Here is a 14401-nt window from a genome sequence, read left to right as displayed (position 1 = left end):
AGGCGGACTCGATCCGCCTTCTTAATTTTACGTGTTCGGGATTGTGGTAACATTGGAGTTGTTGACAATCTTTAATATTCCACAAATCCCAAAATTTATGTCATTCAAAAGATCAAACATAATTGCACTAGTTATTACTTTTGCAGCGTTTACGATACGCATTTCGGCTCAGGAATCGGAAAACAGGGACGGGATCGCCCTATTGAATAAAGGCGATTTTGCGGGAGCAGTGAAAGCTCTGAAAGATAGCGACAGCTTCATAGACTTATATTATCTTGGCCGTGCGTACGAAAATCTAGCGAACGAAAAGGATGCAAAAAAAGCCTACGATAAGTCGGTCAAACGAGGATACCGAGTTGTCGAGGGTGAAATTAGGAAGCGGCTTCCCGCTGCGGACGACAAGCCGGTTGCCGGAATGTCCTTGTCAACTTTTCTACAGGAATTTGCCCCAAAGCTAACAATTGCGGCCAAGGCGGCGCGGCGAGCTTTCGAATTGAAGGGGCAACTCTCAAAAGAAAACGAGTGGATAATGAAATCAAGATTCCTATACGAACTTGATAAAGCCGTTAACCAAGACGCGGTCTATTCAAATGCGGAATTAGACACGGAGCTAATGATCACAGCGAAATCCCCGCCTGGCTACACCGACGCTGCCCGGAAAAGCGATACTACAGGCACCATAGTTCTCATATGCCTATTTAGCCGCGAAGGGAAAGTTACGGCAGCAATGCCAGTTAAGGCTTTAGCCAATGGGCTTACGGAACAAGCTTACGTAGCCGCAGAAAAAATTGGATTTAAGCCGGGCATCAAGAACGGGCGACCTGTAACGAGTCTAAGAACAATTGCATACTCGTTTTCAATATATTAGGTAGTCCTACTTTATCTTCTTCAAACTTCCCTGCCCGCTGATCTGCCTATTTCCGGCAACCTTTTCCATCTGAGCCATCGCCCGCAGCAGGTTCTCACCGAGGACTTTTTTGATATCGGGCTCCGAATAGCCCCGACGGAGCATTTCGTAGGTGACGAGCGGCAGGTCTTCGGCTCCATTCATTCCGGCTGGCAGGAACGGGACGCCGTCGAAATCGGAACCGAGGCCGACGTTGTCGATAGAGCCTGTAACTTTCCGGATGTAGTCTATATGGTCAACTATCCGGGCGTAGCTCGGCACGTATATCGGATTTGCCTCCTCGAGTTTACGGATCGCTTCGTTGATCGCTGCTTGATCTCCTTTGAATTTCAGGTTAATAGCCTCGACCTGATCTTTCAGCTTAGCGGTCCGGGCGTTTTCCTCACTATTGGTGCGCTCGTCGAGGAATGACGGGTAGAAATTGACCATGATGACGCCGCCATTTTTAGCGACGCGTTTGAGAACATCGTCGGGAACGTTACGCGTATGGTCGTTAACTCCACGGGCCCCGGAATGCGACGCGATGACCGGAGCAGTCGAGACATCGAGGGCATCGTTCATGGTTTTGACGGAAACATGCGAGATATCGATGAACATCCCGAGCCGGTTCATTTCGCGAACGACCTCCTTGCCGAAATCGGTCAGTCCGCCGTTCTTTTCGTCACGATGGGCGTCAGCCCAATTTGTGGCGACATTGTGGGTCAGGGTCATGTAGCGAACGCCGAGCCGATACATTATCCTCAGAGCCTTGAGCGAATCCTCGATCACATAACCGCCCTCGATCCCCATGAGAATGCACGTTTTCCCTTGCTTTTTAGCATTGCGTATCTCGGCAGCAGTCGTGCATGATGAAAAGCTCGCCGGATTTCGCTCGACCTCGCGATAGGTCGCATCGATCATGTCCACCGCTCGATGCATCGCTCCGCCGGTTTTCATCGTGGTACCGGAAACATAGATGGCGAAGAATTCGCCCGTGATACCGCCTGCCTTTAATCTTGCAACGTCCGTGTGCATCGGATCGCCGCCGGGCTGGAATTTCCCGATCGAGCTGTTTCGCAGATCGTAATCCGCATCGACCAGCGGTGTCGTGATGTCGTTATGACCATCGACGACTATCGCTTTTTGGTGGATCTTCAGTGCCTTTTCCCAGAGCTTTGTATCGGCTCCGGCCGGCATCTTTTGGGCGGTGACAGTTAGAGCAAAAATGAGGACGAGCAGCGAGGCATAAATATTCTTCATATTGTTAGTTTCCGTTGAACTTTTTCGTATTCTAGCACGATAAAAAAAGCTGGTCAGCGAATAATGCGAGATGTTATGATGAATTGGGTCATTTTGCCGCGTCCTCGGCAGCCATCACCAAATGTGCCTCACTGCGATCTAATCCACAGACCTTCAAACCTCTTATTTGCTTAACTTAGAGTTATTGAGCCGCTACCGTGGCTAGATCTTCCGATGTGGATGGAACTTTAGAATAAGGTCTGTCAAATATGGCGAAAAAGCGACAAAAATCTTCAAAGATGTCTTCTCCTGAGATACAGGTTAGTGAAGGAACGTACCGCAGTTTTATCGAAAGTCTGCCCGTGATGTTCTACGCCGTCGCGGCAGGATCGCCGCATACTCCGCTTTATATCAGCCCCACATTTGAGAAATTCGGCTACCCGCTGAATGACTGGCTCACCCAGGACGACATTTGGGATCGTGTCATGCATCCTGACGATCGCGACGAAATTCTGACAAAAACCCGCCTCGCAATGAAAAAAGGCGAAGCCATTGATTTTGAATATCGGATCGTTTGCAAAGATGGTCGTATAGTTTGGGTTCGTGACCGAAGTTGTTTTGTTAAAGATAGTTCTGGTGTGCCGATCTGCTGGCAGGGGGTCATTCTGGATGTCACTGAACGCAAGCTTGCCCAGCATGAGCTCGAGAAGCGAGAAAAACTGTACCGAACGCTTGCCCGCACCATCCCGAAAACTTCCGTACTCATTTTTGATCACGATCTTCGCTACACACTCGCCGACGGCGAACAGCTTCGCAACCATAGCTGGACCCCGGAGATGTTTGAGGATAAAACTATTTTCGAGGTCTTTCCGCCTGAGATATCCGATGAATGGGTCGGCTACTACCGCCGTGCACTCGCCGGTGAAGACATTGTAATTGACAGCGAGATCGAAACGGGAGCATTTCAAACGCACGTGCGACCTGTCCGCGAAGAAGACGGCAGCATCTTTGCCGGAATGGTCCTCTGGCGTGATGTGACCGAAAATAAAAGGGCCAACGATGCGATCACGCAAAGTGAGGCCCGATACCGGCAGCTTTTCGAGAACGCCAACGACATCATCTATGTCCACGACCTTGAGGGCAACTATATATCGATCAATCAGGCAGGCGAGCGTATCTTCGGCTATAGCCGTGAGGAAGCTTTAACTCTGAATATGCGATCCGTCATCGTGCCTGAGCACGCTGAACTGGTCAAGCTTCAACTTGCCAAAAAGATCGCGGGCGATGCCGATCAGACCGTCTACGAAGTGGATTGCCTGCGAAAGGATGGGACCCGGGCCACGCTGGAAGTCAACAGCAGTGTGATCACCAAAGACGGTGTTCCGATCGCCGTCCAAGGGATCGCCCGCGACATCACAGAGCGAAAGGCCACCGAACAGGCCCTGCGCAAAAGCGAGGAAAACCTCGCCGCCGCCCAGCGGATCACTCATCTTGGCAGTTGGGAACTCGAGATCCACAACATCAATGACGCCAACGACAACATCGTGACCTGGTCGGATGAGGTTTACAGGATATTCGGATACGAACCGCAAGAAGTTGAGATCTCAAGTTCATTCATTTACAACGCGGTTCATCCAGACGACCGAGAGCGTGTCAGCCATTGTTTTGGTGAAGCTGTACTTAATAGGCGATTTCTCGACCTCGAAGCTCGCATCGTTCTGCCCGACGGCCGGATCCGGCTACTCAGTGGCAAGGCCGAAACAGAATACGACGAAAGCACATGCGCACCCGTTAAAATGGTGGGCACGATTCAGGATATCACCGAGCGGCACAATGCCGAAGAAGCTCTGAAAGTAAGCGAATCGCGATTCCGTGATCTCTTTGAGAATGCGAACGACTTGATCTACACACACGATCTGGAAGGAAACTTCACATCGCTCAATCGTGCGGGCGAGATAATCACGGGCTTCACGCGAGAGGAGGCTCTGACCAAGAACATCGCCCAAGTTGTTGCACCGGAGTTTCTAAATAAAGCCCGAACGATGACCGCAAAGAAACTCGACGGGCAGATGCCTGCTACCTATGAGATCGAGATCATCGCCAAGAACGGCGAACGAGTAGTGTTGGAAATAAGCACCCGTCTTATCGTCGTTGATGGTTTGCCGGTCGGTGTTCAAGGGATCGGACGCGACATTACCCACCGCAGGCAAGCGGAAATATCGCTTCACAACGCCTTATCCCTATTATCCTCAACATTTGAATCCACCGCGGACGGCATAGTCGTAATGAGTCTCGAACGTGAGATCGTTACCTGCAATAGAAAATTCGTAGAAATGTGGGGCATCGACGACGATGTGATCGATAGCAAAGACGGGCAAAAGCTCATCGAACTAATTACAGGGCAGATCCGCGATACCGAAGATTTTCGCCGTCAATTGGAAGATGTCTATTCCGATCCCGAGGCGGTCGCAACCGAAATACTTGAGCTGAAAGACGGACGTATCTTCGAACGATATTCCCAACCGCAATATCTCGAAGGAAAACCCGTTGGCCGCGTCGCTTGTTTTCGCGATATTACCGAGCGAACGCAAGCCGAAGAACGGCTGCGGCACTATGCCCTGCACGATACTCTGACAGACCTGCCGAACCGCGTTTCTTTCATGAATCACCTGCGGCAGGCAGTAGAGCGATCGGATAACAGCTCTTTTGCAAAATTCGCCGTTCTCTTCCTCGATCTCGATCGCTTTAAGGTAATTAACGACAGTCTAGGCCACGCGGTTGGCGACAAACTCCTGATCGCGATCGCCGAACGGCTGACGAGCTGCGTCCGGCCCGGCGACGTGGTCGCACGTCTCGGCGGCGATGAGTTTACCATCCTCCTTAATCGCAGCGGCGAGACGAGCGAGGTCATCAGAGTCGCGGAACGCCTGCAAGCTCGCATCTCCGAGCCATTCAGGATCGATAATTACGAGGTCTTCACGACCGCCAGTATCGGCATTATCGTGTCGAATGACGTTCACCGTCAGGCCGAGGATTTCCTTCGCGATGCGGACGCAGCGATGTATCGTGCGAAAGAATCGGGCAAGGCTCGGCACGAGATATTCGACACCGAGATGCACGTTCGCAACATGAACCTGCTCCAGGTCGAAACAGATCTGCGGCATGCGGTCGAGCGCAACGAATTTGAGGTGCTCTACCAGCCGATCGTCGAAATGACGACTGGCCGCGTCAAGGAATTTGAGGCTCTGATCCGCTGGCGGCATCCGGTTCACGGACTTGTCGGGCCAAACGAGTTTGTGAGCGTTGCTGAGGAGACAGGGCTTATTATTCCCATCGGAAAATGGATCCTCGAAGAATCCTGTAGGCAGATCGCTGAATGGCAGCGGCGGTTCCAGATGGATCTCTCCGTCAGCGTTAACCTCTCGGCAAAACAGCTCATGCACCCCAATCTGACCTCACAGGTCAAGGAAATTCTCGCCGACACTGATCTGAAGCCGAGCCAGCTCAAGCTCGAGGTCACCGAAAGCACCGTTATGGAACACAGCGAACGCTCGCTAAAAGTCCTCTCCGATCTCGACCAGCTCGGTGTCAATCTCTCAACAGATGATTTCGGCACGGGCTACTCATCACTTAGCTATTTACAGCGTTTCCCATTCGAACGCCTCAAGATCGACCGCTCGTTCATCAACATCATGGACACCGACGAAAAAAGCGGAGCGATCGTAAAAACCATCCTCATGCTCGGCGAAAATCTCAACATCGAGGTTGTCGCCGAAGGTATCGAAACCGTCTCACAGCTCGAAAAGCTCCGCACTCTCGGCTGCTCGATCGGTCAGGGCTTCCTTTTCTCAAGACCGATCGACCGCGAGGCGGCGGAAGACTTCCTTGCAGGCGGAGCGAATGTTTTCAACGAAAACCCATCGCTACAATTCCATTCGCCCGGCAACGTTATCGAGGTCATGGACATTCAATAATTCTGCCGGGTTTACGCCCATCCACTCACGCGTCCAAAATTCTTTTTGCGGCAAATTCTCTCGTTTTCACCACCTTTGACCAATCTCACAAAAACCTCTACCAAATTCGCCAACCTGCCTCGAAAACGGCGCTTTTTCCTCTACCAATCGATTCCCGGATCCAAGCCGTTGTGGCACGTGCCACATTCTTAAAACCCAATATTTACGGCGTTTCAGCTTTATTTTTTAGAAAAGTGTGAATCGATTCACACTTTTAATGGGGTAATCCTTGGTAAAGTTTGACAAAAAGCGAAAAAACACAAAAATTCACAAAAAAGGCTGCCTTTTCAGACAGCCTTCTAACGTCCGATGACATCCAGCTAAGGCAAATACATCGGCGTGATCACCCGATCATCCTGCGTTTCCAGTTTGCTGGTAGAACTCGCAGCACTACGCGGTCTAGCATTCTTCACATACTTATCCATCCACTGGACCATCTCGTATAACGTGTGTTCCGTAGATTCCTTCGCCGCGTAGCCGTGGGATTCAAGTGGGAGCATTACCAATCTCGCCGTACCGCCGAGACCGCTGATCGCGGCAAAGAGGCGTTCGGATTGGATCGGGAATGTGCCCTGGTTGTTGTCGGCTTCGCCGTGGATCATGAGGATCGGCTCGTTGATCTTGTTGGCGAAGTAGAATGGTGAAACGTCCTCATAGATCTTGGTCGCTTCCCAGAAGTTGCGAGTTTCATCCTGAAAGCCGAACGGCGTCAATGTTCGATTGTACGCGCCGCTGCGTGCGATCCCTGCCCGGAAAAGGTCGGAATGGGCGAGCAGATTCGCGGTCATGAACGCTCCATAGCTGTGTCCGCCAACGCCGATACGATCGCGGTCAACGACGCCCATTTCGACCGCTTTATCGATCGCAGCCTTTGCCGAATCGACGATCTGTTTGACGAATGTATCGTTCTTTGTCTCGGGAGTACCGACGATCGGCATCGAGACATTGTCGAGCACCGCATAGCCTTGAAGCAGCAAGAACAAGTGTGAAATGCCGCCGATCTGCGTAAACCGGTTTGTCGAACCCGAAACCTGTCCGGCAAGCGAACCGTCCGTAAAACTCTCCGGATATGCCCAGACGACCGCGGGCAAGCGAGTTCCCTCTTTGTAGCCGGGCGGCAGATAAAGCGTGAATGAGAGCGGCGTGCCGTCCGCACGTTTGTACTGAACGTATTGCTTCTTGATACCGCGAAGCTGCGGAGCCGGATCTTTGAAATCGGTGATCTGCTTATATGCGAGCGCCGTGCAGATCTGTCCTGCCGGACAAGCCTGACGTTGGAAGATATTCGGCGGCTCGCTGATCGATTCCTTTCGGGTGAAGAAGCTCATCCCGTTGTCATCTATCATCCCGGCAAATGTCTCGTATTCCTCGGTTCCGGCACGCCAGATCTCGTCGATCTTGCCGGTTTTGAGGTTCATGCGGCGGAAAAACGGACGGTCGCCCTGCGGCGAGGCTCCGGTTCCGGTCAGAAATACTTCGTCGCCGTTCTGCCGGATCACATTGTTTCCGTTCGGAAGCTGCTTCATCACGGGACTGCCGATGTCGTTATAGCGGTCGTTGACATTAAGGTCGACGATCTTTTTGACGTTCACGGGATTGCGATAGTCGGTGACGAACGCACGACGCGTTGCCGTGTCGCGATTAAAATCGCCGAACCACATCAAGCCATCTTTCTCACCAAACTGGCGCCCCTGGGCACGATGCTCGGTCTTCAAAACCTCGGTCGCGGTGCCGGTGAAAGGTGCCGAGAATTTCATAAGCTTGTCGCGGAAGGCGACCTTCGTTTTCGGGTTGCCGCCGTCGAGAGCTTCGTTCCACATCAGCGTGGCCGGTTCGACCGGAACCCAACTGTAACCACGCGGCCCGGTCTGCACGCCGCCCGAGGGCACGCTGTCCTGCAGCGGAACGCTGGCGACGAGGCTGACCATTTTGCCGGTCGAATCCCATATCTCGACCTTTTTCGGGAAACGGCTGTACGGGAACAGGTACGAGAACGGACGCTCGATGCGAGAAACAAGAATGTACTTGCCGTCAGGCGAAAAGCTCGCACTGTCGTACAAAGCCGGCGGCCCGATCTCGCGGACCTTGCCGCCGATGTCGATCAGGGCGATCTGTGACGTGCAGTAATATTCGAACAAACGCTCGTCGTTCGGCGTTTTCAGCAGATCCTGGACCGTCGCGATCGCACTCGCGCGGCCCGACGTTTCCTGGATATTCGGCTCACTCGGGATCAGATTCTGATATGCCGGTGCCGGCGCGCGTTTTGAAGGAACAAGCTGAGCCGAGATCGTTTTCGAATCTTCCCAGCCAAACCCTCCAAATGCGGTGTTGATCTTCACACCGTTGACCTTCGTCGCTTTCGCGGTCGCCGTGTCGACGATCCACAGCTCGACGCCGGTCGGCGTAACGTTACCGACCGCGATGTGCTTGCCGTCAGGCGCCCACGATGCCGAGATCAATTGAGCCCCGGCCGGAACGGCTACTTTTGTTTCCTTACCGTCCGCAACATTCCTGAGCGTCAGCGAGACCGAATAGGGCTGGCGATGCTGGCCGTTCGTGTTCGGATTGATCCGAAGGCCCGCAATACGCAGCATCGGCTGAGCCAATTCCGAGATCGGCGGATAACGAAGCGGTTCAAGCAAAGCGATCTTGTCTCGAGTAGGCGAGATCGAAGTCGACGGTATCACCGGAGCATCGAGCACATCCATTATCTCTTTGGGCGGCTTTATATAGCTGCCTTGGGCAAAGAAAGCTGCCGGCATCACCAGCATCAAAACAAATAGTAAACATCTGGTTCTCATCTCAATTCTCCTCATAACTAGCTGGCTCCGCTCCGTTCTATTTCTTATTTTCTCATCCCATCGATCACTTTCCCGGCGATCGCAGGAATGATCTCCTTTTCATTTGCATGATTCTCCGTGTACACAACGATCACAAATTTCAGCCCGTCGCCGGTTTCAACATACGCTGCGTCATGGCGGGCTTTGCTCGTCCAGCCCGCTTTTGACCAGAGTTTCGAGTCCGTCATCTTGCGGTCGATAAGGAGCTTTCCAGTGAATCCGACGGATTGGCTGTCAGGGTCGCTCGATTTTAAGAACGGGTCGCGTTTGAGCAAATTCGTCATCCTAGCGGTTCGCTCAGGCGTGTTGAGATTTCCGGTCACGATCTCGGCGAGCAAGCGCGCGGTCGCGTTGGTCGTGATCATGTTGCGGTTCTGACCCTTGTAATTACGCGACTGCTGCTCGATGCCGTAGGCGTCCTCGCAGAAGGTTTTCTGATTGACGTTGATATTCGTATAGCCCATCGACGAGAACCAGCGGTTGACGCGGTTTCGTTTGTTTTGCCACTCTTCGAATTGCTTCTGCGGCATCTCGGCGCCGCTTGACGTGTCGGTCAGCACATCGAGAATGTACTGCGTCGCCTCGTTCGACGAATCGACGATCATGTCATGCAGCCCGCGTTCGAGTTCCTTGGTCATCGTGACCTTTTTGTCCTCGAGCTGGCGTTCAATGGCCGCGAGGTAGAACATCTTGACGACGCTCGCGGGATATATCGGAACTTCGCCGCGATACTCTGCCCAGTTGAACTTCTTGCCGTCCCGCAGGTCGATCAGCGTGATCGCAAATTCCTCGGCCTTAAGAGTTCCAAACTCTTTCATCACCGAACCTGCCGCATCATCGACAAGCTTCTTCAAGTCCGCCGAGGACGTCATCGCCGGAGCTTTATAATCCTTCGGCTTAATGATCTCGACCGCTTTACCACCATCCTGCGCGGCGGCGATCGAGACTATGCAGCCGACCAGTGCTAAGATCGAAACGATTCTTCTCATTTTTCTCACCTGTGTTATCTTTTACGGAAAGCGGTTTCTAAAGTATAGCCGAAATCTCCCGGCGGAACCAAGGTGCGAAAGCCCGCGCGTGAGCAAGGGCGATTCACACAACGTTAAGGGAATCGCCCCTGCTTACGTGCGGGCTTCTGCAAAATATGAGCGACGAAAAACTTGTACGCGGCCTCGGCCGTTTTGATTTTACGGCGATCGTCGTCAACACCGTTATCGGTGCGGGAATTTTCGGCTTGCCGGCAAAGGTCTTTGCTCAAATCGGCTCGTGGAGCCTCGTGGCTTTTGTCGCGTGTGCATTGATAATTGGGCTCATCGTGCTGTGCTACGCCGAGGTCGCGAGCCGCTTTTCAACGACCGGCGGACCGTATCTTTACGCCCGCGAAGCGTTCGGCTCGGCGGTTGGTTTTGAGGTCGGTTGGCTTTATTGGGTCGTCCGCGTGGCGACCTTCGCCGCGAACTGCAACCTGCTCGTCACCTATCTCGGCTTCTTCGTTCCCGGCGCGAACGAGGGCTATCTGCGAATATTCTTCGTTAGCTTGGTCGTTCTTATCATCACCGCGGTAAACCTAATAGGCATACGCGAATCGGCGTTGATGACGAATGTTTTTACCATCGGTAAACTATTGCCGCTGCTCGTCTTTGCCGTCGTCGGAATGTTCTTCCTTCAGCCCGCAAATTTTAATTTCGAGGTCGTTCCCGACTACACAAAGTTCTCTAGTGCCGTCCTGCTGCTGATCTACGCTTTCGTCGGTTTTGAAGCCTCTGTTGTGCTCTCGGGCGAAACTAAAGAGCCGGGAAAAACCATTCCCTTCGGTCTAATCGTCGGAATCGTGATCGTCGCCGTTTTTTACATCTTCGTCCAGATCGTCAGCATCGGAACCCTGCCTGGTCTGGCAACTTCCGAACGCCCAATAGCAGACGCCTCGACCGTTTTCCTCGGCGGATTTGGCGCAGCGTTCATCACGGTTGGGGCGTTGATCTCGATCTTTGGTAATCTGAACGTTGGCGTTCTCAGCTCGACGAGAATGCTTTTTGCGATGTCCGAGCAGAAAGACCTGCCGGCAGTTTTTGAGAAGACGCATCAAAAATTCAAGACGCCGTATGTCGCGATCATCGCGACAGCGATCGTCATCCTGATCCTAACTATCCAGTCATCATTTCTCACCGCCGTCGCGATCGCGACGATCACGCGACTGATCGTTTACGCGACGACCTGTCTTGCGTTGCCAATATTTCGCAGGCGAAAGGATATTCCACAAGCTCCATTCTCCGTACCGCTCGGCGTTGGCGCTGCTTTGCTGTCGATCGCACTAATAATCTGGCTGCTGACAAACGTTGATTTCGCAAAAGAAGGCATCGCGGTCGTGGTCGCTATATTAATAGGGCTGATAATTTTTGCAGGTTCCAAGGTTTTCGTGCGTTCTAAAACAGACGCAGAACCAAAAACGGAGGATCTATGAAAAGGATTTTGATCTTATTTGCGATGACGGTTGTGATGGCCGTCAGTACATTTGCCCAGATGTTGGAAGACAGCAGCCGCCGGACCATCGGCTATCTAAATGGAAACGGAACTGTCGAAAATTCCAGTCGCTCAACACTCGGTTACATCAATTCGAACGGCACCATCGAAGACTCAAGCCGCCGAACGCTCGGCTACCTAAACAGCAACGGCACGGTCGAAGACAGCAGTCGCCGAACTCTCGGCTACATCAACTCCAACGGCACGGTCGAAAACTCCAGCCGCTCGACGCTCGGCTACGTCAATTCAAACGGCACCGTCGAAGACAGCTCACGCCGCGCCAAAGGCTACGCAAACAAAGTCAATATGCGGCACGCAGCGATTTTTTTCTTCTTTTTCTTTGGGAAAAACTGACTGGAGCGCAAGCGTCCCGCTTGTCGGAGACTATTTAAAAACGCCGCCGCCGAGAACATTCTCCCGGATATACGAGATCGTATCCTGCAGGGTTTCCTGTGGGTCGCGGGCAGAAAATCCGAGTTCTTCTTCTGCCTTCGTCGAATCGAAATACCAGAAATACTCGGCCTGCTCGACCTCGTTCGGGGCGACCGGAGACGGTTTGCCCCAATTTTTGTAGATCGAACTGATCACGCTCGAGCCGGCCATCGCGAGTTTTTTCGGCACTTTAAACATTGGAGCCGAAACCCCACTCAGCCTTTCGAGACGCCCAAAGAACTGCTCGAATGTCATATTCTCGCCGCCAAGCAGGTATTTTTCCTGATGTTTTCCTTTCTCAAGCGCCGAGATGAACGCCGCCGCCGCATCCCGAACATCGACAAAATTCAATCCGCCGCTCGGCGTGTACGGGATCTTGCGGGCGAGGAAATCAAGCACCGGCTTTGTCGAGCTTAAACGCTCATCGTCTGGCCCGAGCAGCAGCGACGGATTCATGATCACGAGCTTCTGGCCCTCGCCACTAAAATTCTCTAACGCCGCACGTTCCTGGTAGTATTTCGAAGCGTAATACGCCCATCGCGTCAGTATCTCGATCGGCTGCGGAAACGTCTCGTCAACGACCTGATCCGTCTCACTGACCGCGATCGTCCCGCTCGACGAAGCCAAGACCATCGTCGCTACACCGGCTTCGCGAGCCGCCTCGCACAATAAACGCGTGCCTTCAAGATGAACCTTATTCATTGCCGCCGCGTCGTCATTATCCCGCGAAACCTTTCCCGCAAGATGAAAGATCGCAGATACATTCTTGCACGCTTTCGCGACGTCATCGCGGCTCGCCACCGACCCTTCGACCGCCTTGACGCCCGCGTCCTTCATCCATTCGGGAATGCTCGACGCCATGACCTTCAGGTTCTTTTCCCCGGCATCGAGGAACTGCCGCACGACATGCGTCCCCCAAAATCCCGTTCCACCCGTAATGAGGATGCGCTTTTCTGCCTTTGTTATCGCTTTCGATTTAGCCATAGGAATTTTTAGCCACAGAGTGCACAGAGCTGGGTGAGTTCACGTAAATAGCTCACTGTCTCTGTGCCCTCAGTAGCTAACTCTTTCTTCTATTTCCAAGTCTTTTTAATCGGATGTGCTTCCGTATTAAACACTATATTCTTAAAATCCAAAGTTTTCTCCGGAGCAAACAGCAGGTAAAAATACTTGAATGTCTCGGCAAACAAGAAGCTGTGCATGTAGTCGGTTTTTTCTTTGGTCACGACGCTTTTCAGCCCGGCGTAGGCGACGTCATGCCTTGTGTATTTGACGAGATCTTCAAACATCTGCTTGCCCATTGTCAGGTATTTCGGGTCTTTTGTGTAATAGTGCAGAATGTACGTCGACTCCACGATCTCGGGCCGCAGTGGGTAGCCGGCGGATTCGGTTTTGCCTGTTTTGTAGTTGTAAACCTCAGGCTCGATGCCGTTGACCTGCCACATTTTGAACATCGAATCCTGCAGCGCACGGGCTCGATTCAGATCGCCGCCAAGCGCTAGTAACCCCGGGAAAAACGCATCGAGAGCACCGGTCGTCGTTTCGGTCCGCTTGCCGGAATTCATATCCGAATGCCCGTACCACAATCCGCCGTTCACTTCGTCGCGAAGGTGCAAATTGACGGCCGCGATGCCTTCGTCCCACATTTTCTGGCAATCTTTGTCGCCGAAAAGGATCGCGCATTTGAGCAGGTACTCGTAGTACGAATCGATCTCCGCCGAAACGTGGCTGTCAGGATTTGTCCATTTGCCCGTCTCAACGTTAATATTTGTGCCGATCAGGCCGATCGGCGAGCGGCGGTTGTAGGTCTCGACGAGTGCCCGTTTTGCTTTGTCGTAATAGACCTGCTTGCCGGTGAGCTTCGCAAGGGTGCCAAATTCGATCAGGAGCGTTCCGGTCTCGGCTGGGTTAGAAACGACACCGCTTGTTTTTCCGGTCTTTAGATTGACGTTTTTATACGGCAACCCGGTCGGCGAATCAAAAACCGGCAGCAGCCGCGTTCCGAGATCGTCGGCCAACGCCAACAGCTTCTTATCGCCCGTTATCTGATAGCTCGACAGCAAGCCGCCGAGAATGCGGATCGTGATCTCAAAATTCTGTACCGAAATATCCTTATCGAACGACAGATTCTTAGTAATGTATTCCCGCGTTGTATCCGCTTCCTTCTTAAACCCGAGCAAATACATCGAATCCAGAGCATCGACCGGCGTCATCAATATAGACTGCCCGTACCAATTACGACAGGTTTTAGACAGCGGCTTGAGGTCGTCGTGGCCCCAGCAGTATTGCTTGTAGCCGTTCCAGGCGTGTAAGAATTCAGCCTTAACATTTTCAGCCATTGCTTTACGATCTACGGTCTGAGCATTCGCTGATGACAGCAATATTGCTGCCGCAGATAGTGAAAGAACGATCAACCGAAACTGTTTTCGCAGAATGTTGTGCATACGAAAATATTAACCGCACTCGCCTCA

9 protein-coding genes are annotated in these 14401 nt (G+C 52.6%); 4 read left to right on the top strand and 5 right to left on the bottom strand.

Going from position 1 to position 14401, the window contains the following annotated elements:
• Positions 1–97: 97 nt before the first annotated feature.
• The gene (locus tag IPG22_01085) at positions 98–868 is read left to right on the top strand and encodes an energy transducer TonB (GenBank protein MBK6586906.1); all 771 of its coding nucleotides are present in this window, start codon (positions 98–100) and stop codon (positions 866–868) included.
• 6 nt (positions 869–874) lie between these two features.
• Here IPG22_01085 and IPG22_01080 read toward each other — a convergent pair whose 3' ends face one another.
• Positions 875–2146, bottom strand: a complete 1272-nt coding sequence (locus tag IPG22_01080; protein MBK6586905.1) for a dipeptidase — start codon at positions 2144–2146, stop codon at positions 875–877.
• A gap of 248 nt (positions 2147–2394) precedes the next feature.
• Here IPG22_01080 and IPG22_01075 point away from each other — a divergent pair, with 248 nt between their 5' ends.
• Positions 2395–6099 carry a PAS domain S-box protein gene (locus IPG22_01075; GenBank protein MBK6586904.1) on the top strand — a complete coding sequence of 1235 codons (3705 nt, stop codon included), beginning with the start codon at positions 2395–2397 and terminating at the stop codon, positions 6097–6099.
• A 359-nt stretch (positions 6100–6458) separates the two neighbouring features.
• Here IPG22_01075 and IPG22_01070 read toward each other — a convergent pair whose 3' ends face one another.
• The gene (locus IPG22_01070) at positions 6459–8939 is read right to left on the bottom strand and encodes a S9 family peptidase (GenBank protein MBK6586903.1); all 2481 of its coding nucleotides are present in this window, start codon (positions 8937–8939) and stop codon (positions 6459–6461) included.
• 44 nt (positions 8940–8983) lie between these two features.
• Complete coding sequence (locus IPG22_01065) at positions 8984–9967, bottom strand: serine hydrolase (protein MBK6586902.1); 984 nt, start codon at positions 9965–9967, stop codon at positions 8984–8986.
• Between the two features lie 155 nt (positions 9968–10122).
• On the opposite strand from IPG22_01065, the gene IPG22_01060 reads away from it, so the two are divergent.
• A complete protein-coding gene (locus tag IPG22_01060; protein MBK6586901.1) occupies positions 10123–11439 on the top strand; it encodes an amino acid permease in 1317 nt (438 codons plus the stop codon).
• Positions 11436–11852, top strand: coding sequence for a hypothetical protein (locus IPG22_01055; protein ID MBK6586900.1), 417 nt, complete (start codon positions 11436–11438; stop codon positions 11850–11852). Before IPG22_01060 ends, IPG22_01055 begins: the two co-directional genes overlap by 4 nt.
• 30 nt (positions 11853–11882) lie before the next feature.
• On the opposite strand, the gene IPG22_01050 is transcribed toward IPG22_01055, so the two are convergent.
• Complete coding sequence (locus IPG22_01050) at positions 11883–12914, bottom strand: NAD-dependent epimerase/dehydratase family protein (GenBank protein ID MBK6586899.1); 1032 nt, start codon at positions 12912–12914, stop codon at positions 11883–11885.
• 89 nt (positions 12915–13003) lie between these two features.
• Positions 13004–14374 (bottom strand): glycoside hydrolase family 47 protein, encoded by a 1371-nt coding sequence (locus IPG22_01045; protein MBK6586898.1) that lies wholly within the window; start codon positions 14372–14374, stop codon positions 13004–13006.
• Between the last annotated feature and the right edge of the window lie 27 nt (positions 14375–14401).

This window comes from Acidobacteriota bacterium (assembly GCA_016703965.1).
Lineage (GTDB): Bacteria > Acidobacteriota > Blastocatellia > Pyrinomonadales > Pyrinomonadaceae > OLB17.
Note: the sequence above shows the minus strand (reverse complement) of the source record. Positions and strands in the feature narration are given on the sequence as shown.

What these genes read in the sequence shown, in the direction of transcription:
- IPG22_01050 (MBK6586899.1), bottom strand. Translation starts at nt 12,914, where the DNA reads ATGGCTAAATCGAAAGCGATAACAAAGGCAGAAAAGCGCATCCTCATT.
- IPG22_01085 (MBK6586906.1), top strand. Translation starts at nt 98, where the DNA reads ATGTCATTCAAAAGATCAAACATAATTGCACTAGTTATTACTTTTGCA.
- IPG22_01080 (MBK6586905.1), bottom strand. Translation starts at nt 2,146, where the DNA reads ATGAAGAATATTTATGCCTCGCTGCTCGTCCTCATTTTTGCTCTAACT.
- IPG22_01065 (MBK6586902.1), bottom strand. Translation starts at nt 9,967, where the DNA reads ATGAGAAGAATCGTTTCGATCTTAGCACTGGTCGGCTGCATAGTCTCG.
- IPG22_01075 (MBK6586904.1), top strand. Translation starts at nt 2,395, where the DNA reads ATGGCGAAAAAGCGACAAAAATCTTCAAAGATGTCTTCTCCTGAGATA.
- IPG22_01070 (MBK6586903.1), bottom strand. Translation starts at nt 8,939, where the DNA reads ATGAGAACCAGATGTTTACTATTTGTTTTGATGCTGGTGATGCCGGCA.
- IPG22_01055 (MBK6586900.1), top strand. Translation starts at nt 11,436, where the DNA reads ATGAAAAGGATTTTGATCTTATTTGCGATGACGGTTGTGATGGCCGTC.
- IPG22_01060 (MBK6586901.1), top strand. Translation starts at nt 10,123, where the DNA reads ATGAGCGACGAAAAACTTGTACGCGGCCTCGGCCGTTTTGATTTTACG.
- IPG22_01045 (MBK6586898.1), bottom strand. Translation starts at nt 14,374, where the DNA reads ATGCACAACATTCTGCGAAAACAGTTTCGGTTGATCGTTCTTTCACTA.